We start from the raw sequence: 20,493 nt of genomic DNA, 5'->3' as shown, positions 1-20,493 counted from the left end.
CGTGTGCCGGGCGACATCAATAAGACGATGCGAGTGCATGGAACATCATGCGCACTCAGGGAAATACCAGGTTCAGGTTCGGAGCGCTCATATTCCGGATATTCGAGGGGGTTGCGTCAGCGGCGCAGCGTGTCACGGGGGTGCTCGCCGAAGCGTGCTCGATACACCGCCGAGAAGCGCCCCAGGTGCGCGAAGCCCCACGCGCGTGCGACGGCGGCGACCGTCGTGTCGTCCGGAGACTGCTCCGCGAGCTCCGCGCGCACACGGTCGAGCCGGATGTCGCGCAGGTAGATGGTCGGCGAGGTGTCGAGGTGACGGGCGAGGTGGAGCTGGAACGTGCGGGGGTGCAACCCCGTAGCGCGCGCGGCGTCCGCCGGGGTGATCGGTTCGTGCGCGCGGTGATGAAGATACTCGAGAGCGAGGCGAGTGCGCGCGCGGGAGGATTCCCTCATCTCGGCAGGCAGATCGACCTGGACCCACGGGTACAGATCGAGCAGCGCGAGCGCGAGCGCCCGCTGTGCGTCGAGTCGTCGGACCGGGGACGCATCGACATCCACGAGGACGTCCGTCACCCGGGCGACGGCGCCGCGCCAGGCGGCGATGCCGGCCGGAGTCGGTGTCGTCCCCGTGTCGAACGAGAGAGGCAAGCGCTCTTGTGACCGCTGTTCCGCCGCGATGCCCTCCAGGAATGCGGGGGAGAAGTGGACGGAGTTCTGCGTGTGAGCCGTGAGAGCGAACGCGTATCGCCGCTCGAAGGGGAGGAGGAACGGCGCGTTCGGCAGATGCTCCGGCTCCGTGTCCCGTCCGGTGATGCGTCCGCTTCCGGAGCGCAACCAGGTGACGACGTACTCGTCGAGCCGCGGGACCTCGCCGCTCACGTGGCCGGCCACGGTGGCCGTTCGGAGAGTGAGCCGCTCGTCGCCGATGGATGCGAAGCGGAACGAGAAGGGTTCGTCGCCGCGTGTGACGGCGAACCGGGTTCCGGCATACGCTTCCGCGAGGGCGCGACGGGCCTGTTCCGGCTGGTCGCCGGCGACCGAGACCCTCTGCACGGGGGTGAACGGTACGTGTGGCGCCGCCGATCCCATCGGCGGGGCGGTGATCTGTTCTCGGTCCGATTCGGGCTCCGGAGCGAGGAAGTAGTGCTGCATGACCTTCCTTGGTGCGACTGGGGAATCTCGGTGCCACGGGGCGGGTCCCAGGGGCCCCGCCGTTTCCGTGTCACAGAGGAGACGATCCGAGACGGCGAAACGTCACGCATCGGGGGGATGTTCGTGGCCCGAATCCGAACGGTTGTGCCCCAGAACGCGGGGCAGGGCCGTTGTGACAAAACCGGGGCGGAACCTTAGATTCGGTGTAGACAGAGGGAATGACGAGCGAAAACGCCCAGACCCCGCACCTCGCCATCGACCTGAAGAACGCGATGAACGCCGAGGATTGGCCCCGCGTCGCGGGCCTCCTCACCACGGAGTGGGTGGAGCTCATGTCCTCCCACCGTGACCTCCTCACAGAGGTGATGCGATCCCTACCGAACGACGTCGTCGAACGCAGTCCGACGCTCGCGGCCACGAGGGCGTACGCGGAGTTCATCCCGGACGCCGGTCCGGTCCGCCCGACGAGGTTCCAGGCACCCGTCGCCGCGCCGCAGGCCCTGCTCGAGATCCTGTCGTTCCTCACGGCCCGGTCCGCTGGCGCGCGCATGGCCGGGAATCACGTCGATGCCGTCGCCGCTGCGACGGAGGCCCGCCGTGCCCTCACGGACGCGACGCCGGTCGCACGGCTCGCTGTCACGCACGTGCTGCCGGACATCTGCGTGCAGTGGGCGATCAGTCACTTCCTGGCTGGAGACCTCAGCATCGCGTACGAGATCTTCACCGAGGTGTACGACGGCGCCGTCACGACGGGGAACACGCGGATGGCGGCCGAGTCCGCGGGCAATTGCGCCCTCATCCTCGCCTTGACGGGTACGGAGAAGCAGGTCAGGGAATGGCTCTGCCGGCTGCCTCCGGTCGAGGACCTGACCGACACCGTCGAAGACGCCGGACGCATCGCGGAAGCGTTCATCGCCATCGATGGTCTCGACCGGTCGCGGGCGGAGGCGCTGGCGCTCGACCTGTCCCGTTCGCACGAGGTCGAGCATTGGGCCCTGCGCCTTCTCGTGCAGGCGCGGATCGCGCTGCTCTGGCAGCCGGACACCACGGTCGCCCTGTCCACCCTCCTCGGCACCGTGTCCGCGTATCCGACGGCGATCTCGGAGACCGGTCTGAACGGCGGCGTCATCGCGCTCGCCGAGGCGGAGCTGCGCCTCCGCGCCGGCGACTACGTGCGGGCGAGAGCGGCGATCACTCGGGCGCGAGGCGCCGCGGTGCACGACGACTGCCCGTACCTCGATGTGGTGGACGCCCGTATCTCTGCTCTCACAGGGCGACGACCGCGCGCGCGGTCGGTCCTCACCGACGTGCTCGCCCGCGACCCGCTACCGCGCATCGCCGTGTCAGCCCGACTGGTCCGCGGGGCTCTCTCCGACAACGATGCGGAGGTCGACAGGGAGGCCGTTCGACACCTCGTCGCGCACTCCGGTTTCGAAGCGGTGAGGGTCCTCGTGGATCGAGCGAGTTGGGAGGGGACGAGCGACGCTCTCCGGGAGCGCAACGACGAGGTGATGTTCTCACCGGTCTTCTCCGACGAGTCGACCGACCTCACGCGACGCGAACGTGCCGTGCTGCGTCAGATCGTCGACGGCTCGACCGTCGCGGAGATCGCGGAGGCGGAGCATCTCTCCCCGCACACCGTCAAGAAGCAGCTCCTCGCCGCGTATCGCAAGATCGGCGTCGGCGACCGGGCCGCGGCCGTCGACGCCGTGCACGCGGCTCCGTGGGTCCTCGCGGAGTGAGGCCGCCGCCGTTCATCGGCCAGTGAGACTGTCGAGCGAGCGCCGCCCGGCGCAACCCAGGCGTTTTCCGAGCGGGACTCTCTACTCTGGAGACATGACACGATCCGTCGATTCCTCGTCCGACTGCCATAGGTCCGGCGCCCGGGTGACCCCGGGCGCGCACCACGTCTCGAAGGAGGTCGGCCGATGAACGGCGACCTCCTTCTCAACATCGCCCTCGTGGTCGTGTTCGTCCTCATCGGTGGTGTGTTCGCCGCCACCGAGATGGCGCTCGTCACGCTGCGCGAGAGCCAGGTCAACGGGATCGCCGCGCGCGGTAAGCGCGGCGAGAAGGTCGCCGGCCTCGCCCGCAACCCCAACACGTTCCTCTCCGCGGTCCAGATCGGTGTGACCGTGGCCGGTTTCGCGTCGGCCGCGTTCGGCGCATCGTCGATCGCGCCATACGTCTCGCCGCTCTTCGTCTCGCTCGGTCTGTCCGAGCAGGCCTCCTCCACCGTCGCGACCCTCGTGCTCACGCTCGCGATCGCGTACCTCTCTCTCGTGCTCGGCGAGCTCGCGCCCAAGCGGCTCGCGATCCAGAGGAACGCCCAGTTCGCCTACGCGGTCGCGCCCGTCCTCAGCCGATTCGCGACACTCATGCGCCCGGTCATCTGGCTGCTCTCCATCTCGACCAATGCGGTCGTGCGCCTGCTGGGCGGCGACCCCAATAAGTCGAGCGACGAACTCTCCGACGAGGAGCTGCGCGACATCGTCACGAGCCACGAGGGCCTCCCGGAGGACGAGCGCCGCATCCTCGACGACGTGCTCTCGCTGCGCGACCGTCAGATCAGCGAGGTCATGCGACCGCGTCCCGAGGTCGTCGCGCTCGACGGCGCCGGCACGATCGCCGAGGCGATGGAGCGGGTGCAGGACCAGCCGTTCTCCCGCTACCCCGTGGTCGACCAGTCGATCGACGACATCGTCGGCTTCGTGCACGTGCGCGACCTGTTCGACGCCGCGTCGGTGGACGCGACCCGTTCCCTCTCGACTGTCGCCCGTGAGATCGAGTACCTGCCGTCGACGGCGCGCGTCCTCCCCACGCTCACGGGCATGCGCGCCAAGAATCAGCAGATCGCGGTGGTCGTCGATGAATACGGTGGCACCGACGGCATCGTCACCCTCGAGGACCTCGTGGAGGAGGTCGTCGGTGAGATCTTCGACGAGTACGACACCGACCTGGCACCGAGCGCGCTCGCCGAGGAGGGCGGCCTCGTCGACGGGCGCCTCAACCTGCAGGACTTCGAGGAGGCCACTGGTCTCGACGTGCCGCGCGGCACGTGGGACACGGTCGCGGGCTTCGTGGTGGAGCGGTTGGGCCGCCTCGCGACGGTCGGTGACACGGTCGAGCTCGAGGGCGCGACGATCCAGGTCACCGCGATGGACCGCCGCCGCATCTCGGAGCTCCTCGTCACGAAGCACCCGTCTGAGGACACCGACGCCCAGGAGCCCTCCGAATGACGCGTGCGGCGCGCTCGTTCTCTCTGGATGCGGAGCTGCATGCGCGTCTACCCGCGTTCGTCGCCTGAGTTCGTCGAAGGGTGTCATCTCCGTTCCCGCTGACGGGGCACGGCCCGATTCATCCCTCGGCGGACATCGCTCTGCTGAGCCGGATTCGCCAGACGCCGCCGTGCTCGGTGGCGTCGAAGGTCGCGGAATCGACCAGGAGGTGGACGAGAGCGAGCCCCCGGCCCTCCTCGGCAAGATCCGGGGGCATGGATCGTCGCACAGACGGTGTGAAGCCCTCCGACGGGTTCGAATCGACGATCTCGGCGGTCAGGCTGGTCTCCGAGCTCGCGATCCGCACGGTCCACGCGACACCGTTGCCGCGATCCGCATGCTGGACGACGTTCGTCGCCAGTTCGATCAGGGCGGTCTCGAAGCGCATGCGGACCCCGGCCGAGACCAGTGGCTCCGCCTCCCACATGCACTCCAGCAGACTATGCACCTCGTCCACGGTGTCCGGAGGCGAGGTCAGATCGCTGACGAACTCAGTCACTGAACGCATCTCCAGGGTCCGTATAGCTGCGCAGCACCCGGTCGACGTTCGACAGACTCAGCACCATGCGCACCTGATCGTTGGGCGCAGCGATCCGCAGGTCGCCGTCGGCCTGACGCGCCGCCTTCAGCGAGCCGACGAGCGCACCGAGGCCGGACGAGTCGATGAACGACGTAGCGGCCAGATCCACCACGATCCGGTTTCGCCCCGCATTGATAGCGCGCGTCACCTGCTCGCGAAGGTGAGGTGCCGACACCATGTTGAGCCGGCCGTCCCCGCGGATCACCGCGATGTCGGTCCCGACATTCTCGGTCCTGAAGTCCATCGTCACTCCTTCGTGGTTCGGGTGGCGTCAGTCTCGACGCCGGGTTCGGGCTGGAAGCCGCGATACCGGACGGCGCTCACGAGCACGCTGAGACAGACGAAATCGTAGGCGACCCACACGATGTTCACCACCGTGCCGATCACCTCGTCTCCCAGGATGACGACCCGGATGATCCCGATGATCACCGAGATCAGGAGCACGACGGCCGCGGCGAGCTGCCAACGGATTTTCGCCCACGGGCGTTTCGCCTGGGACTGTCGCGTCTTCGGTGTCACGGCGAAGTCGAGGGGCAGCTTGAGGACGACGTTGTTGAACGCGGTGACGCATGCTCGGATCCAAATGGGGAAGAGCGCAAGGCTGTACTGCTGGCCGCGCCACGTGGGCAGCCCTCTGGCGGCCACGAGGAACAGGATCTGATTGACGACGAAGAACGGGATGAAATGCCAGAAGAACTCCGGCGCCCAACTCTTCACGGGAAGCACGCCGAAGACGAGGAAGACGACGGGGGCCGCGAGGTACACGATCGTCGCGAAACCGACGAGGTAGCTCCACATCGTCGATAAGTACATGAGTCGCTGTGCGATGCTCATCCCCGAGCTGAAGAGCGGATTCTCACGGAGGAAGACCTGCATCGTTCCCTGCGCCCAACGCAGTCGCTGGGTGAGAGCCGTCCCGAGGTCCTCGGGGGCGAGTCCGTCGGCGAGGAGCTCCTTGTGGAACACGCTCTTCCACCCGAGAGCGTGGAGCCTCATGGATGTCGCCATGTCCTCGGTGACCGAGATGGTCGCGAGGGGCATGACGGCCTGGGCCTCGTCGCCGCGGTCGACGTCGACGCTGCGCACGGCGAGCTGAACGGCCTCGAGAGCGTTGAGCGGGGAGAGCTCGCGGGTGGAGAGCGCCTCGACCAGTCCGTTCACATCGCCGTGGTCGGGTGATGCGTCGTCGCCGGCGAGTCGGTCGATCTCCGCCAGGTCGGCCTGGATGGCGCGCAGGTCGTCCGTCACGATTCCGGCCGAGGCCTCCCGCACCCGGCGCTGCAACGTGTAGGTGATCTCCCCGAGCGGCTCTCCGTTGCCGAGCTGACGTCGCGCTTCCGTGAGCGCTGCGGCCGTCGTCGCCAGAGCGGCGCCCGCCGGACTCTCCGGCTCCGCGCGGCGACGCGCCCGTCGGACGATGCGCGACGCGTCGCGCAGCGTCGCCACGACCGCCCGATCCGCCGCCCGCACGTACCCGACGATGCCGAGCTGCATGAGGGCTTCGCGTCGGAGGACGGCATTGGAACCGCAGAAGAAAGCGGCGTTCCACCCGTCCTTCCCCTCCTGGATGGGGCCGTAGAACAGCGGGGCCTGGCTGCCGAGCGGGTCGCCAGTGGCGACGTTGCTGAAAACCTGCGGTGTCTGCACGAGTGCGACCTCGTCGTCGGTGAAGTACCCGAGCGTGCGGTCCAGGATCTCGGGCCTCGGGATCATGTCCGCATCGAGGATCAGCAGGAACTCGCCCGTCGTCTGCATGAGTGCGTTGTTGATATTGCCGGCTTTGGCATGACGGGGCCGCCCCGACCATTCGGTGCCACGCGTTATGTAGCCGACGCCGAGTTCGGCTGCGGCCGCACGCATGGCCGGTCTGTCGCCGTCGTCGAGAATGTACGTGTTGTGCGGGTAGCGGATGTCGCGAGCGGCTCGGGCGGTCGTTGCCACGAGCTCCACCGGTTCGTTGTACGTCGCGATGAAGACGTCGGCGGTCAGCCCGGTGGGTGCGGGCGGGGGTGCTGGTCGCTCTCGGGCTCGCCACATCGTGAGGGCGAACAGGGCCACGTCGATGAGGCTGTAGGTCTCGGCGACGACGAGCGGCACCGCGATCCACCACGCGTCCCAGTTGACCGAGTCGAGCCACCGCCAGGCCACATAGTTCACGCCGAGTGCCACGGTGGCGAGCGCCACGATGCGGAGGATGAGCATGTGCAGGTCTTCGCGGCGCCGCCCGCGGCGCTCGGCGCGTCCGCCGTCGATCGACATCTTCCCCGCCCCTCGCCGGTCATCGCCGCCGTGGCGACCCATCGACTCGCGACAGTAACACGACCATCCGACGCGGATGAACCCCCCGATCGCGTCGGAATCGCGGTGCTAGGTTCGACCTGGGACGGCCGACACGACACGAGCGGGGTGGCTGATGAGGGAACAAATCGATGATGCCGTCGAGAAGAAGCGAGCCCAGGCTGTGGCTTCGACCGGGCTCGCCGGCATGGACGCGTCGGAACGGTACGACCGGATCACACGCGCGGCGCAGGAGACGTTCGGCGTGATGATCGCCGTCGTCAATCTCGTCGACGACGAGGCGATCGAGACGATCTCCCCCCAGCCGGACGGACACAAATGGATCAGTCCGTTCGGCACCGCCTTCTGCGAGTACACGGTGCGCCAGGACCACATCCTGATGGTCCCCGACACTGCTGAGGACGACCGTTTCCGTGACCGGTCGGCCGTCGTGGAGAACGGGATCCGGTTCTACGCCGGCATACCCCTTTCACTCGAGGACGACACCGCTGTCGGAACTCTCTGTCTGCTCGACACGGCTCCGCGTACGCTCGACGGATCGGAGGAGGACCGTTTGCGTGCCTTCGGCGGCTGGGCGCAGCAGGCGCTGCGCGACAGCACGGATCGCACGGCGCACACGATCGATGTGTCGCGTGCGACTCTCGATGCCTTCCGCGTCCGCGACCTGCAGATCCATTCGCTCGACCTTCCGTGGGGCGATACGAGTGGCGACTTCCACACGCACGCGACAGGCGAGACGCTTGTGAACGCGAGCCTCGGAGATGTCATGGGCAAGGGTGCACACGCCGGTCGTCTCGGGTCGCTCCTCGCTGCCGGATTGGCCGACGTCGATGCGTCCCCCCGCATGAGCCTCACGAGGGCGCAGTCGGCGGTGCACGACACCCTCGACTCGGAGGACGCGTTCGTCACGGTCTTCCACGCCGTGATCGACGCGGATGCGGATACGGTGCGATTCGTCGACGCCGGCCATGGGCTGAGCGTGCTCGTCAGGCGTGATGGTCAAGTCCTCCGTCTCCATTCCTCGGATCTGCCGATCGGCCTGCAGGACGTCGGCGCGGGGTGGGACGAGCTCGCGGTGGGCCTCGCCGTCGGCGACACTCTCGTGTCCGTGTCGGACGGCGTCCTCGATCTGTATGACGGCACCCTCGCCGGACTGGACGCTCTCGCGGCGGACCTCCGCGAGAGCGTCGACGTGCCGCGGTTCCTCGACCGCATCGTGTCGCGGTCGACCGAGGAGCCGCCCAGCGATGACGTCACGGTGCTGGTCGTCTCCCGCGTCGCCGAGTGAAACACGCTTTCGACTCGACGACGGGCTCGACGGCGCCGGGGTTCAGCGACAGCTGACGAGCCGCACCGGCGCTACTTGATGGAGCCCCGCATGACGCCGGAGATCACCCAGCGCTGGGCGAAGACGTACACGAGCAGGAGCGGCGCCATCGCCATGAGGTACGACGCGAACGCCGTCGTGTAGTCGGTGTTGAACTGCCCCTGGAACACGTACTGCGCGAGCGGCAGCGTGCGCGCGTTCGGGTCGGACAGGATCACGAGCGGCAGGAGGAAGTCGTTCCACGCCCACACGCACGTGAGGATTCCGACCGTGGCGTTCATCGGCCCGAGCAGCGGGAAGATCACCTGCCAGAACACGCGCCACGTGGAGGCGCCGTCCGTGCGGGCGGCCTCCTCCAGCTCGATCGGGATCGAGCGGATGAACGCCGTGTAGATGAACACGTTGAGCGACAGCCCGTAGACCGTGTAGAGCAGGATGAGCCCCACCTGGTTGTCGATCCCGAGGAACGCCGTCTCCTGCACCACGGGGAGCATGATGATCGGGAACGGCACGAAGAGCGCCGTGAGCACGTAGAAGTACACGCCCTTGAAGAACTTCTTGTGCATGTTCCGCGCGATCGCGTACGACACCATCGAGTTCGTGAGGAGCGTGAGCACCACGGCCCCGACTGCGATGACGGCCGTGTTCATGAGGGTGCGGGGGAACTCGGTGAGGTTCCACGCGTTCACGAAGTTCTCGAACGTCACGGCCGTCGGCAGCTCGAAGCCCGTGCCCGCGAGCTGGTCCGGCGTCTTCAGCGCGGTCACCACGGCGAAGTACAGCGGGATGAGCACGGTGAGCGAGAGCACGGCCACGACGGCCGTGAGCCACCAGTTGACCTTCCGGGTATCGTCGCCCGTCGCTCGGCGGCGGCGCCGGGTGCGGGTCGCGGGAACGGTGAGGGAGCGGGTCGCGGTCATCAGAAGTCCACCTCTCGGCGCTGGAGGATGCGGAACTGCACGAGCGAGACGAGGATGATCACGACGAGGTACACGACGGCGTTGGTCGTCTGGTACGCGTACTCGCCGCCCTGGAACCCGCCGCGGAAGATCAGCAGTGTGATCGACTCCGTCGAGGTTCCCGGGCCGCCGTTGGTGAGCGGGATGATCTGGTCGAACACCTGCAGGTAGTTCTTCATGCTCAGCACCATGTTGATCGTGAAGAAGGCGCCGATGAGCGGGAACGTGATCGCCCAGAACTGGCGGACGGTCGAGGCGCCGTCGATCGACGAGGCCTCGTAGAGCTCCTGCGGGATGGTCTGCAGTCCGGCGATGTAGAGGATCGTCGAGAACGCGACGCCCTGCCACACCGTGAGGGTCACGATCGCGAGCCACGCCCAGTCGGGGTTCGCGAGGATGTTGTCGCGGAAGAGCGGGATTCCGCTGAAGATCTGCGGCAGCGAGTTCGCGAAGATGTACTGGAACACGTACCCGACCACGAGGATCGACAGGACGTACGGGATGAAGAAGATCCCGCGGAACGCCGACTGGAACTTGATCTTCGCGTTGAGGAACAACGCGAGGAGCAGCGAGAACACGTTCACGAGGATCGTCGCGACGATCGCGACGCCGAACGTGAACCCGTAGGCGCGGAGCACGCGGTCGTCCTGGAAGAGGGCGACGTAGTTACCGATCCCGATGATGTCCCAGGTTCCGTAGCCGGCGTAGTTCGTGAAGCTGTAGAAGATGCCGATGAGGGCCGGGACGGTGTGGAGCGCCGCGAAGAGCACGAGCGCCGGGACGACCATCCAGTAGAAGGCGCGAGGCGTGCGGCCGATGACGCGGCGGCGGGAGGTCCCGCCCCCGGAACCGCCTGGCGGCGTGTCGGCGTCCGGCAGCGGCCGGACGCGGCTGGGAGGTGCGGTGGTGGTCATGGTCTATTCCTCTGTCCTCGTCGAGCGCAGCGCGACCTTGCGCCACTCGTTGTCGAGATTCGCGAGAGCCGCGTCCATGTTCCCGTCCAGCAGGTACTGCTGCACGATCGGCTGGAGCGGGATGCTCGCGGGGATCTGGTGGTCGATGAAGCCGATGATCCGGCCGTCGTCGAAGTAGGGTACGAGCTCGGCGAGCACCGGGTTGGGGTTGGGGCCGGCGTCGGCGAGCGTCGAGAACATCACTTGCGACTCGACGAAGCCGTCTACGACCTCCGGAGACAGCAGGTACTCCACGAACCTTTGCGCCTCGGCGAGGTGCGGGGTGTCGCGTCCGATGGTGACGGCCACGTCGACGCCCGAGGTGAGGCGCACGTCGTCCGGGTCCTCTCCCGCGGGGTACGGGAACACGCCGAGCTCGATGTCGGGGTTGGCCGCGAGGATCGGGTTGATCGTCCAGATCCCCTGCAGGTACATCGCGCTCTCGCCGTTGGCGAAGGCGGCGTTCCCGTCTTCGTAGCCGCGGCTGCGGTAGCCGTCCTGCGCGTACGAGTAGAGGGTCTGGAGCTTCTCCATGGCCTCGGTGTAGTCCGCCGAGAACGACACGGCGCTGTCTGGACCGACGTCGCCGCCCTCCGCGCGGAGGTCGTCGTAGAAGTCGTCGGGCTGCAGCTGTCCGCCGAGCGCGTTCCATGCGGGGATCGCCGTCCACGCATCGGCGAGGGTGCCGTAGAACGCCGGGATGCCGGCGTCCTCGAGCGCGTCGCACACCGCGATCAGCTCGTCCCACGTGGTCGGGACCTCGAGGCCCTGCTCCTCGAAGATCTGCTTGTTGTAGACGATGCCGTCGGCGTTGTTCGCCATGCCGAGGGCGTTGATCTCATCGCCCTCGAACGAGCCGAGAGCGTCGAGGATGTCGAGCACCGCGGGGTTCTGCTGCTCCACGAGCGGATCCCCGGTGAAGTCGTGGAAGACTCCGGCGCGGGCGAGCTGGCCGTAGTTGCCCGACCCGTTCACGGTGAGGACGTCGGGGGTCTTGCCCTTCACGAGCAGTGTGCGCAGCGCGGTGTCCGGATCGGGCACGGTGTTGAGCTGCACGTCGATGTCGGGGTTCTCGGCCTCGAAGTCGGCGACGATCCGCTGGAAGTCCGCGGTGGCCTCTCCTTTGAACTGGAAGAAGTCGAGCGTCGTGACGCCCGCGTCGCCGGACGGGGCGCAGCCGGAGAGTGTCGCCGAGGCGACGGCGGTGACGACGATGGCTGTGAGCAGTCGTCGCCTCCGACGGGGGCCCGCGTGGGGCCGGGGGATCGAGTGGTGCATCGTGCGCCTCCTTGCGCTGGATGGGAGAGACGGGCCCGGGGTCCCCTCCGAGGAGGGAGACGCGGGCACGCCGAGGAGCGCGACGTGAGACGTCGCGTCGAGGGCCGGTACGACGCGTGGAGCGCCGTACCGTTGCGCGGCCCCGAGAGGCCGGCGGGGTCAGTCCGTGGTGAGTTCGATGAGGATGGAGTGCTGCGGGAAGAGGATTGGGCGTTGCAGCCCGACCGTCATGAGGGCGCGACCCGAGAGGGTCACCCCCGTCTCCGCCCAGGCGAGCGGTGACTGCCCCGGTCCGAGGACGCGGGGGAGCGGGTGGGGAGCGCGCACCGTGTAGCGGCGCTCCGGGTCGAGGCCGGCGAACGTGAAGCGGCCGGGAGGATGGGCGATGCCCGTGGTCACCTGGGTGAGCGCGAAGAGCCCCCACGACCCGTCGGGGCTCACGGCCCCACGGACATCGAGGGCCGCGTCGGTCACGTCGACGTGGACGGTACGGGCCGTGTGCAGTCGGTCGCGCCACTGCTTGTGCGCCGTGATCCAGTCGGCGAGGTGGGCCCGTTCGTCCGCCGTCGCCTCGCGGACGTCCCACTCCACACCGAAGTGCCCGAAGATCGCACCGATCGCGCGGACGTCGAGGCCGAGCGTGCGGCCGGTGGAGTGCGACGTCGGGCCGCTCACGTGCTCGCCCATGAGCTCGGGCGGGAGGAGCAGGCCCGTGTAGCGCTGGATGTCGAGGCGTTCGATCGGGTCGATGCAGTCGCTCGTCCACACGCGGTCGGTGTGCTCGAGGATGCCGAGGTCGACGCGTGCGCCGCCCGACGCGCACGACTCGATCTCGAGGCCGGGGTGCCGGCGGCGCAGCTCGGCGAGCAGGCCGTACAGTGCGGTCGTCGCGCGGTGGACGCCCGGTCCGCGGCTCGTGGAGGACGCCCCGTCGACGACGTCGCGGTTGTGGTCCCACTTGATGTACGCGATGCCGAGCTCGCCGATGAGCGCGTCCATCCGCTCGAGGAGGTAGGCGGAGACGGCGGGGTTCGCGACGTCGAGCACGTACTGCTGGCGACCGGGGAGCGGCGTCCGTCCGGCGACGGCGAGGAGCCAGTCGGGGTGCTCGCGCGCCAGGTCGCTGTCGAGGTTCGTCATCTCGGGCTCGAACCAGAGCCCGAACTCGAGGCCGCGCGAGCGCACGTGATCCGCGAGGGGTCGGAGTCCCTCGGGCCACACCGTCTCGTCGACGAACCAGTCGCCGAGGGACGTGGTGTCGTCGCGGCGGCCGCGGAACCAGCCGTCGTCGAGCACGAAGCGCTCGGCGCCGATCTCCGCGGCCACGTCGGCGAGCTCCGCGAGGCTGTCGAAGCCCTGGTCGAAGTACACGGCCTCCCACGTGTTGAGGGTGACGGGCCGCGGGCGCGACGGGTGGCTCGGACGAGCGCGCACGTGCTCGTGCAGGCGGGCGGAGAGGGTGTTGAGCCCGTCGCCCCAGCTGCCGTAGACGGTGGGCGTCGCGTAGGACTCGCCCGGCGCGAGCACGACCTCGCCCGACTGCAGCAGCTCGCCGCCCGCGAGGAGGGACTCCCCTGTCGGGCGCTTCTCGGCCCGGATCACGTGGTTGCCGCTCCAGCCCACGTGCAGCGCGTGCACGAGGCCGCGCTCGAAGCCGAAGCCGGGCTCGCCGGCGGCGAGCAGGAGCGTCGCGTCGGCGCCGGGCCGGCCGCGGTGGCTCGAGCGCTCGTGCGTCCCGATCGTGAAGGCGTGGCGCTGTGGGGAGCGCTCGTGGAGGTGGCGGCCGGTCGTGTCGAGGATCTCGCGGGCCGACGGGGGGACGGGGAGGGTGACGACGAGTTCGTCGAGCGTGTAGTCGTCGGTTCCGGTGTTGCGGAGCTCGATCGTGCTCGTCACGACGCCGCTCGCACCGATGGCGATCCGGATGACCGCGGCGAGGCCGGCCGCGGCGTCCTCGGCGTGGAAGACGGCGCTCGCCGTGTCCTCGTCGACCTCGACGTCTGTGGTGCGGAGGGCGGGAGCGAAGCCGAGTCCTCCGGCGCGGTGGCCGCGGAGTCCCGGCCCGCCGAACCAGCCGTCGGCGTTCTGCGGGAGGAGCGTGAGGGGCGCCGGGTCGTCGAGCCCACCGGAGGCCCGCTGGGGGATCGACGCCGTCGCGAGGTCGCGGAGTTCCGCGTCGCTCGGCGAACCGAGGTCCTCGCCCCACCAGAGGACGGTGGGAAGGGCGGGGGCCAGGTCGATGACCAGGCTCGTGCCGCCGCGGTGGAGGTGGAGCGGTTCGCGTCGTTGCATGAGTTATTTCTACGACAGAAATAAAGCACCGTCAAGTGCGCGTCACGAGTCGCCGCCACGATCCGCGTGGGGCATCATGGGCTGAGCGGCGCGCGCTGCGGGAAGGTCGGCCACGATGGCGCAGGTCACGACGGAGGGGCTCATCCCCTCGGCGCGCGAACTCGCCCGCGAGATCCTCATCCACGGTCCCGTGTCCCGGGCCGAACTCGGTCGCCGCCTCGACCTGTCGCCCGCGAGCCTCACGCGGCTCACCAAGACGCTCACCGACGTCGGGTTCGTGGTGGAGGGCGAGGAGGTCGGCGACCGCTCGCTCGGCCGGCCCGTCCGTCCGCTCGACGTCCGTCTCGACCTCGGCGTCGTCGTGGGTGTGAAGCTGACGGGCGACGCGGCGACCGTCGTGGCCACCGACCTGCGCGCCCGCGTCCTCCGGCAGGTCGAGCGACCGCTCGGCGACCATGCGCCCGACGCGGTCGTGGCGCTCCTCCGAGACCTCGTGGAGGAGGTGGCCGAAGGAGAGCGGATCCTGGCGGTGGGAGTGGCGCTCGGCGGGCTCGTCGACGACCGCGGCGTGGTGCGCCACGCGCCCTACCTCGAGTGGGTCGACGTTCCGCTGCGCGATCTGCTCGCGCAGCCCGACGGTCCGCGGCTCGTGATCGAGAACGACCTCCTCGCCCTCACGCGCGCCGAGCACTGGTTCGGGGCCGGGCGCGGTCTGCGCGACTTCGCCGTCGTCACCGTGGGGGCCGGTGTCGGTTACGGCCTCGTGATCGACGATCGCGTCGTCGCGCGACGCGACTCGGGCGTCGGGCTCGCCGGCCACATCCCGCTCGACCCGGAGGGGCCTGTGTGCGCCGAGGGGCACGTCGGGTGTTCGACGGCGATGCTCACGATCTCTGGCATCACGGAGGAGGTCGCCCGGCGTCTCGGCGGCCCGGTGACGTATGCGGAGGTTCTCTCGCTCGCCGGCGACGGCGATCCCGAGGCCCGCGCGGTCGTCGGTGCCTCGGGCGTGGCCCTCGGGCGGCTCCTCGCCCTCGTGGCCAATCTCACCTCGGTGAACGACATCGTCGTCTCGGGGGAGGGCATCGGCCTCCTCGACGTGGTGGGGGACGTGGTGCGCTCGGCCCTCGACCGTGACCGCGACCCGCTCGCGGCTCCCGTGGACCTGATCGCGGACGTGTCGGGCTTCGACGAATGGGCCCGTGGGGCCGCGGCCTCGGCGATCCAGTCGATCGTCCTCGACGGCTAAGGGAACGACGCAGGGAGCCGACGACCCGAACGCCGACCCCCTGCCCTCGCATCGGCGACCGATGCGAGACCTCCTCGGGGAAAACCTATGACGTCAGATTTTTGTCCACCAGAGGGTAGACACACGACGCGCCGTGCCTCTATTTTCGAGAGGTTGTCTATCGGTTGTTGTGCTTATGCCGCGCGGCGGCGACCGCGGATGTGCTTCACGAGCAGCTGCGTGATGACGCCGATCATGAGGACCGAGAAGCCGACGTTCGACCAGAACGGCGAGATCGACGTCGCGGTGAGAAGTCCGAGCGGCGAGGCGACGCACGCGGACAGCCCGATGATCGCAGCGACCCGGAGGTCGACGTTCTTGCGGCGGCCGTTGCCGATCGTCGCGGAGATCGACCCGGGCACCATCATGAGCAGCGACGTGCCCTTCGCGATGAGGTCGCTCGCCCCGAACAGGACGATGAGCACGGGTACGACGATGATGCCTCCGCCCACTCCCATGAGGCCGGAGAGGATCCCGGTGATGACGCCGGTGAGCACCAGGGCGGCGCCGAGCCACACGTTCATCGGGATGGACGCGCCGCGCTCCGGCACCACGAGCCACAGGCTCACGACGACCGCCGCGAGGAACGCCACGAAGATCCAGAAGAGGACGTCCCTCGGGATGCGCGCCAGCAGGAACGTGCCGAGCTGCGCGCCGATCACGATGCCCGCCGCCAGGAGGAGTCCCGCGATCCAGTCGATGTGGCCGGAGAGGCCGTAGCCGACGGCGCCGACGATCGACGTGGGGAGGATCGCGGCGACGGAGCTGCCCGCGGCGAGCCGCTGATCCATCCCGAGGAGGAGGAGGGCTGGCACGACGATGACGCCGCCGCCCACCCCGAAGAGTCCGGACAGGAATCCCGCGACGAGACCGAGCAGGATGAGCGCGCCCGTGGTCGTGCGGACACGGTTCGCCGTGCCGGTCAGCTGGTCGTCGGTCGTCATGGTCGTCCATCCGTTCCGTCGACGATCTCCGCCGAACCGTCCGATCGAGGGTCGCTCGCAGCCGCGTAACCGCCGCCCGGTAGCGTGGCCACGACGTTCGAGTGGCCGATCGTCTCCGTGCGGGGAGCGACCCTCTTCGGGTCGAGTCCGCTCGCGCTGAGGGCCGCGCGCACCGCGGCGGGCACGTCGGACTCGATCGTCACCGTCCGTTCGCCGTCGCCGTCGTCCTGTGCGCCGACGACCCACCGCGGCGCACTCGTCGCCTCGATCGGGGATGCCCCGCCGAGCAGGCGAAGCAATAGATGCGTGTGGATCTGGGCCTGGGCCTGTCCACCCATCGTCGCGAGGGCGAAGGCCAGCTCCCCGTCGCGCTCGACGAGCACCGGCATGAGGGTGTGCGGCGGGCGCCGTCCGCCGCCGAACGCAGACGTGCGGGACGGATCGAGGGAGAACGAGGTGCCGCGGTTCTGGAACAGCACACCTGTGGTCGGTTCGAGGAGGGCCGCGCCGAACGCCCAGTAGACGGACTGCACGAGGGAGACGGCCCAGCCGTCGTCGCTCACCGCGACGAGTCCGACGGTGTCGCCGTGAGCGGCCGGCTCCGGCCCCTCGCCGAGCACCGGAGCGGGACCGTCGAGGAGATCGTCGACGGACACCGGAGCGACGTCCGGGTCGGCGAGGAGCGCCGAACGGACCCGGTTGGCATCGAGGAAGAGATGGGCGAGCCTCCCGGAGTCGCGGCCGAGTGGGTCCGCGACCGCTTCCGCCTCGAGTGCGCGCAGTGTGCGCAGGAGGGCGAAGCCCTGGGTGTTCGGTGGGCTCGTGATGACATCGACCCCGGCGATGTGCGCGGAGAGGGGTTCGGACACCGTGGGACAGTACCCGGCGACCTCGTCGAGCTCGATGCGGCTGCCGCGGTCGCGCAGGCCGCCGACCCATGAGGCGGCGAGTTCTCCCGTGTAGAACGCGTCGGGACCGCCCGCGACGAGGGCGTCGAAGGTCCGGGCGAGCGCCGGCTGGACGAATGCGTCGCCCTCGTCGAGTGCGCGTCCGCCGGGGAGGAAGAGGTCCCGGCATCCCGGGTCCGCCGCGAGGGCGTCGCGGTCGATCCGGATGGCCCGCGCGACGGAGCGGGCGAGCGGGTGGCCGTGGCGGGCGAGGTCGCGGGCGGTGCCGAGCAGGCCGTCCCAGCCGAGCCGCGCGCCGAGCGAGGCGAGAGTCGTCCATCCGCGGACGCCGCCGGGCACCGTGATCGTGTCGACCCCGCGTTCCGGCAGGCGGTCGCCGTGTCGCTCGCGCAGCGCCTCGAGGCTCTCGCCGCGGGCGGCACGCCCGGTGGCGTTCACGAACGAGACGGTGCCGTGCGGATCGCGCACGACGGCCACGAGGTCACCGCCGAGGGCGACGTTGTTCGGGTAGACGACGCAGAGGGCCGCGGCCGCGGCGATCGCCGCGTCGATCGCGTTGCCTCCGTCGCGCAGTGCGCGTGCGCCGGCCTCCGTGGCGAGGTGGTGCGACGTGGAGACGGCCCCGCCGGTCACGGGGCCGTCTCCGTCTCGACCGAGGATGCGCGGAGCGCCTCGTGGAGCACGCCCTCCACGTGGAGCCGCGCCTCGCGCTCAGCCGCGGCCTGATCGTGGGCGGCGATCGCCTCGAAGATCCGGCGGTGGGCGGCGCTCGACGTCGCCCGGCGGGCGGGTGTCTGCAGGGACTTCCGACGGCTCGGTGCGATCTGCTCGGCGATGAGCTCGGTGAGCTGGGCGAGCAGCGGGTTGTGGGTGTAGACGGAGATCGCGTGGTGGAACGAACGGTCGAGCTCCGCGTACCGGCTGAGGTTCGTCTCCTGCTCCATCTCCTCCACGAGGGCGCGCAGCTGCTCGGTGTCCCGCGCGGTCACGCGCGCGGCGGCGAGTCCGGCGATCGGGGGCTCGATCACGGCGCGGAGCTCCATGATGCGGGCGATCTCGGAGGTGCCGCTCGACGCGGCGATCATCAGGGCCGAGAGGGCGTCTCCGGCCTCTCCCGACCGGTCGGCGGGGGCGAGCACGATCGTGCCGCGACCGGGGCGGCGATCGATGAGTCCGCGGGCCTCGAGCTCGTGCAGAGCCTGGCGGACGGACACACGGGAGACGCCGAGGAGGTCTCCGAGCTCGCGTTCCGTCGGCAGGCGGTCACCCGGCTTGAGCTGGCCGTCGAGGATGAGCCGTTCGATGTCCACGGACAGGCGATCGGGTACCGAGAGCGACGGCGAGCGGCGGAGCGACGACCATTCCATGCGGGACCTTCCTTCTGGGGGAATCCAATCAGCGACCGGCGGTCCTCGGCGGTTCTTTTACGCGATCGAAACAATGGACACATTGACAGTTGGTCCTACCAACTGTCAATGTTGCGGCACGCCAGGCCACTTCCCCCCGCAAGGAGCCCCATGTCCCGACACCGCATCGCCCTCGCCCTTCCAGCCGTCGCCCTCGCCGTCGCCCTCGCCGGCTGTTCTCAGTCGGGCACCACCGGTTCATCCGGATCCGGCTCCGGTTCCGGCGACGACCTCGGCCTCGTCACCGACGGCACCCTCACGGTGTGCGCCAATCTCGAGTCGCCGCCGAACATCTACACCGAGGCCGACGGCACCCCCGTCGGTGTCGAGGTCGAGATCGCCGACGCCATGGTCGAGAAGATGGGCCTCGAGATCGAATTCAAGGAGATCGCGTTCTCCGGCCTCATCGCCGCGCTGCAGGCGAAGCAGTGCGACACCATCATCTCGTCGCTCTACATCAAGCCCGAGCGCGAGGAGGTCGCGGACTTCGTCCCCTACCTGCTCTCCGGCTCCGGCGTGGCCGTGTCCGAGGAGAACCCCGCCGGCATCACGGGCTTCGACGACTCGCTGTGCGGCGTCTCCGCGATCGGCATCACGGGTGCCACGGGCGCGACTCTCCTCGAGCAGAAGTCCGTCGAGTGCGAGACGAAGGGCGAGGATCCCATCGACATCACCCTCACGGACAAGGCGGCAGACGCCCTGCAGCAGGTCATCGCCGGCCAGGCCGACGCCTTCATGGACACCGCCGAGCTCGTCGGGTACTACGAGACCCAGTCGGACGGTCAGTTCGTCGTGGTCGGTGAACCCGTCGACTCCATCCAGATCGGTGCGGCGTCGCTCAAGGGGAACGACGCCCTGCACGCCGCCCTCGAGGAGGCGTTCGCGGGCGTGGTCGACGACGGCACCTACGCCGACATCCTCGCGAAGTGGGGCTTCGAGAGCGCCGACATCGCCAACGCGTGACACCACCGGGCCGGAGGTGATGAGCCTTCGGCCCCCGACAGGGAGATCGATGTGAACTTCGACTGGACCTACTTCTGGGAGAGCCTGCTGCTCCCCAGCCCGCGATTCCTCAGCGGCCTCGCGCTCACGGTCATCATCTCGGTGGTCTCGATGGCGCTCGCCCTCGTGCTCGGTCTCCTCGTGGCCCTCATGGGACGCAGCCGGTTCCTTCCGCTGCGGCTGCTCTCGGCCTTCTACGTGTGGATCATCCGCGGGACCCCGCTCCTCGTGCAGCTCGTCATCATCTATACGGGTCTCGCGGCGGCCGGGCTCTTCCGCTTCGAGGACGTCGACCTCGTGGGTGCGCTCATCCGCGGTGCCGTCCAGGCGGCGATCGTCGGGCTCATGCTCAACGAGAGCGCCTACATCAGTGAGATCGTGCGTTCAGGTCTCGAGTCCGTCGATCGCGGGCAGAACGAGGCGGCGCTGTCGCTCGGGATGACGCCGACGGCCTCGATGCGGAAGATCATCGTGCCGCAGGCGATCCGCATCATGGTGCCGCCGCTCGGGAACTCCTTCAACGGGCTGATGAAGAGCACGTCGATCCTGTCGGTCATCGGCGTCGCCGAGATGTTCCAGGTGGGTAGCACGATGAGCTCGGCGACCTTCAAGGTCTTCGAGGTCTACCTCGTGGTCGCCATCTACTACCTGGCTCTCACGACCGTGTGGACCTTCATCCAGACCGGGATCGAGAACGCCCTCAACACGCGCGCGGGACTTCCGCGCGCCGAGTCGGTGTGGAAGCGCCTCTTCGGCCTCCGTTCCCGCCGGCAGCGGGCCGTGACGGCCCCAGCCCCCGTCCTCCAGACCACCGACGCCGCGTGAGGTC

The 20,493-nt window shown here is 69.1% G+C and carries 17 protein-coding genes; 6 read left to right on the top strand and 11 right to left on the bottom strand.

What is annotated here, in order from left to right:
• Positions 1-116 precede the first annotated feature (116 nt).
• The gene (locus CLV49_RS05020) at positions 117-1,151 is read right to left on the bottom strand and encodes an AraC family transcriptional regulator (RefSeq protein WP_106562550.1); all 1,035 of its coding nucleotides are present in this window, start codon (positions 1,149-1,151) and stop codon (positions 117-119) included.
• A gap of 218 nt (positions 1,152-1,369) precedes the next feature.
• Between CLV49_RS05020 and CLV49_RS18520 the strand changes: the two genes are divergently transcribed.
• Complete coding sequence (locus CLV49_RS18520; protein WP_106562549.1) at positions 1,370-2,893, top strand: helix-turn-helix transcriptional regulator; 1,524 nt, start codon at positions 1,370-1,372, stop codon at positions 2,891-2,893.
• Between the two features lie 186 nt (positions 2,894-3,079).
• Positions 3,080-4,390 (top strand): hemolysin family protein, encoded by a 1,311-nt coding sequence (locus tag CLV49_RS05010; protein WP_106562548.1) that lies wholly within the window; start codon positions 3,080-3,082, stop codon positions 4,388-4,390.
• Between the two features lie 118 nt (positions 4,391-4,508).
• On the opposite strand, the gene CLV49_RS05005 is transcribed toward CLV49_RS05010, so the two are convergent.
• The 3 genes from CLV49_RS05005 to CLV49_RS04995 are packed head-to-tail and all read right to left on the bottom strand — an operon-like array spanning position 4,509 to position 7,211.
• Positions 4,509-4,928, bottom strand: coding sequence for an ATP-binding protein (locus CLV49_RS05005; protein WP_158261906.1), 420 nt, complete (start codon positions 4,926-4,928; stop codon positions 4,509-4,511).
• Positions 4,921-5,253: an STAS domain-containing protein gene (locus tag CLV49_RS05000; RefSeq protein WP_106562546.1), complete on the bottom strand. Its 333-nt coding sequence runs from the start codon at positions 5,251-5,253 to the stop codon at positions 4,921-4,923. Before CLV49_RS05000 ends, CLV49_RS05005 begins: the two co-directional genes overlap by 8 nt.
• Positions 5,254-5,255: 2 nt before the next feature.
• Positions 5,256-7,211, bottom strand: a complete 1,956-nt coding sequence (locus CLV49_RS04995; protein ID WP_106564896.1) for a glycosyltransferase — start codon at positions 7,209-7,211, stop codon at positions 5,256-5,258.
• A gap of 211 nt (positions 7,212-7,422) precedes the next feature.
• Here CLV49_RS04995 and CLV49_RS04990 point away from each other — a divergent pair, with 211 nt between their 5' ends.
• Positions 7,423-8,595 carry a GAF domain-containing SpoIIE family protein phosphatase gene (locus tag CLV49_RS04990; RefSeq protein WP_106562545.1) on the top strand — a complete coding sequence of 391 codons (1,173 nt, stop codon included), beginning with the start codon at positions 7,423-7,425 and terminating at the stop codon, positions 8,593-8,595.
• A gap of 71 nt (positions 8,596-8,666) precedes the next feature.
• Here the strand turns inward: CLV49_RS04990 and CLV49_RS04985 are convergent, their stop codons facing one another.
• From CLV49_RS04985 to CLV49_RS04970, 4 genes are all read right to left on the bottom strand, one after another.
• Entirely contained in the window at positions 8,667-9,554 is an 888-nt protein-coding gene (locus CLV49_RS04985) for a carbohydrate ABC transporter permease (RefSeq protein ID WP_106562544.1), read from the bottom strand.
• Complete coding sequence (locus CLV49_RS04980) at positions 9,554-10,507, bottom strand: carbohydrate ABC transporter permease (protein ID WP_106562543.1); 954 nt, start codon at positions 10,505-10,507, stop codon at positions 9,554-9,556. The genes CLV49_RS04985 and CLV49_RS04980 overlap by 1 nt, the downstream gene beginning before the upstream one ends.
• A gap of 3 nt (positions 10,508-10,510) precedes the next feature.
• On the bottom strand, positions 10,511-11,824 hold the full coding sequence (locus CLV49_RS04975; protein ID WP_106562542.1) for an ABC transporter substrate-binding protein: 1,314 nt from the start codon (positions 11,822-11,824) through the stop codon (positions 10,511-10,513).
• Positions 11,825-11,983: 159 nt separating this feature from the next.
• Positions 11,984-14,116: an alpha-galactosidase gene (locus tag CLV49_RS04970; protein ID WP_106562541.1), complete on the bottom strand. Its 2,133-nt coding sequence runs from the start codon at positions 14,114-14,116 to the stop codon at positions 11,984-11,986.
• A 115-nt stretch (positions 14,117-14,231) separates the two neighbouring features.
• On the opposite strand from CLV49_RS04970, the gene CLV49_RS04965 reads away from it, so the two are divergent.
• The gene (locus CLV49_RS04965) at positions 14,232-15,365 is read left to right on the top strand and encodes an ROK family transcriptional regulator (protein WP_106562540.1); all 1,134 of its coding nucleotides are present in this window, start codon (positions 14,232-14,234) and stop codon (positions 15,363-15,365) included.
• A 173-nt stretch (positions 15,366-15,538) separates the two neighbouring features.
• Here CLV49_RS04965 and CLV49_RS04960 read toward each other — a convergent pair whose 3' ends face one another.
• The 3 genes from CLV49_RS04960 to CLV49_RS04950 are packed head-to-tail and all read right to left on the bottom strand — an operon-like array spanning position 15,539 to position 18,623.
• Positions 15,539-16,348 carry a sulfite exporter TauE/SafE family protein gene (locus CLV49_RS04960; RefSeq protein WP_106562539.1) on the bottom strand — a complete coding sequence of 270 codons (810 nt, stop codon included), beginning with the start codon at positions 16,346-16,348 and terminating at the stop codon, positions 15,539-15,541.
• A complete protein-coding gene (locus CLV49_RS04955) occupies positions 16,345-17,889 on the bottom strand; it encodes a gamma-glutamyltransferase family protein (RefSeq protein ID WP_106562538.1) in 1,545 nt (514 codons plus the stop codon). Before CLV49_RS04955 ends, CLV49_RS04960 begins: the two co-directional genes overlap by 4 nt.
• Positions 17,886-18,623, bottom strand: coding sequence for a FadR/GntR family transcriptional regulator (locus CLV49_RS04950; protein WP_106562537.1), 738 nt, complete (start codon positions 18,621-18,623; stop codon positions 17,886-17,888). The genes CLV49_RS04955 and CLV49_RS04950 overlap by 4 nt, the downstream gene beginning before the upstream one ends.
• A 150-nt stretch (positions 18,624-18,773) precedes the next feature.
• On the opposite strand from CLV49_RS04950, the gene CLV49_RS04945 reads away from it, so the two are divergent.
• Together CLV49_RS04945 and CLV49_RS04940 are read left to right on the top strand one after the other, a co-directional pair.
• Positions 18,774-19,625, top strand: a complete 852-nt coding sequence (locus tag CLV49_RS04945) for an ABC transporter substrate-binding protein (RefSeq protein WP_158261905.1) — start codon at positions 18,774-18,776, stop codon at positions 19,623-19,625.
• Between the two features lie 51 nt (positions 19,626-19,676).
• Positions 19,677-20,489 (top strand): amino acid ABC transporter permease, encoded by an 813-nt coding sequence (locus CLV49_RS04940; RefSeq protein ID WP_106562535.1) that lies wholly within the window; start codon positions 19,677-19,679, stop codon positions 20,487-20,489.
• Positions 20,490-20,493: the final 4 nt, after the last annotated feature.

This window comes from Labedella gwakjiensis (genome assembly GCF_003014675.1).
In the GTDB taxonomy this organism is placed as follows: domain Bacteria; phylum Actinomycetota; class Actinomycetes; order Actinomycetales; family Microbacteriaceae; genus Labedella; species Labedella gwakjiensis.
Note: the sequence above shows the minus strand (reverse complement) of the source record. Positions and strands in the feature narration are given on the sequence as shown.

What these genes read in the sequence shown, in the direction of transcription:
- CLV49_RS05020 (WP_106562550.1), bottom strand. Translation starts at nt 1,151, where the DNA reads ATGCAGCACTACTTCCTCGCTCCGGAGCCCGAATCGGACCGAGAACAG.
- CLV49_RS18520 (WP_106562549.1), top strand. Translation starts at nt 1,370, where the DNA reads ATGACGAGCGAAAACGCCCAGACCCCGCACCTCGCCATCGACCTGAAG.
- CLV49_RS05010 (WP_106562548.1), top strand. Translation starts at nt 3,080, where the DNA reads ATGAACGGCGACCTCCTTCTCAACATCGCCCTCGTGGTCGTGTTCGTC.
- CLV49_RS05000 (WP_106562546.1), bottom strand. Translation starts at nt 5,253, where the DNA reads ATGGACTTCAGGACCGAGAATGTCGGGACCGACATCGCGGTGATCCGC.
- CLV49_RS04995 (WP_106564896.1), bottom strand. Translation starts at nt 7,211, where the DNA reads ATGCTCATCCTCCGCATCGTGGCGCTCGCCACCGTGGCACTCGGCGTG.
- CLV49_RS04990 (WP_106562545.1), top strand. Translation starts at nt 7,423, where the DNA reads ATGAGGGAACAAATCGATGATGCCGTCGAGAAGAAGCGAGCCCAGGCT.
- CLV49_RS04985 (WP_106562544.1), bottom strand. Translation starts at nt 9,554, where the DNA reads ATGACCGCGACCCGCTCCCTCACCGTTCCCGCGACCCGCACCCGGCGC.
- CLV49_RS04980 (WP_106562543.1), bottom strand. Translation starts at nt 10,507, where the DNA reads ATGACCACCACCGCACCTCCCAGCCGCGTCCGGCCGCTGCCGGACGCC.
- CLV49_RS04975 (WP_106562542.1), bottom strand. Translation starts at nt 11,824, where the DNA reads ATGCACCACTCGATCCCCCGGCCCCACGCGGGCCCCCGTCGGAGGCGA.
- CLV49_RS04970 (WP_106562541.1), bottom strand. Translation starts at nt 14,116, where the DNA reads ATGCAACGACGCGAACCGCTCCACCTCCACCGCGGCGGCACGAGCCTG.
- CLV49_RS04965 (WP_106562540.1), top strand. Translation starts at nt 14,232, where the DNA reads ATGGCGCAGGTCACGACGGAGGGGCTCATCCCCTCGGCGCGCGAACTC.
- CLV49_RS04960 (WP_106562539.1), bottom strand. Translation starts at nt 16,348, where the DNA reads ATGACGACCGACGACCAGCTGACCGGCACGGCGAACCGTGTCCGCACG.
- CLV49_RS04950 (WP_106562537.1), bottom strand. Translation starts at nt 18,623, where the DNA reads ATGGAATGGTCGTCGCTCCGCCGCTCGCCGTCGCTCTCGGTACCCGAT.
- CLV49_RS04945 (WP_158261905.1), top strand. Translation starts at nt 18,774, where the DNA reads ATGTCCCGACACCGCATCGCCCTCGCCCTTCCAGCCGTCGCCCTCGCC.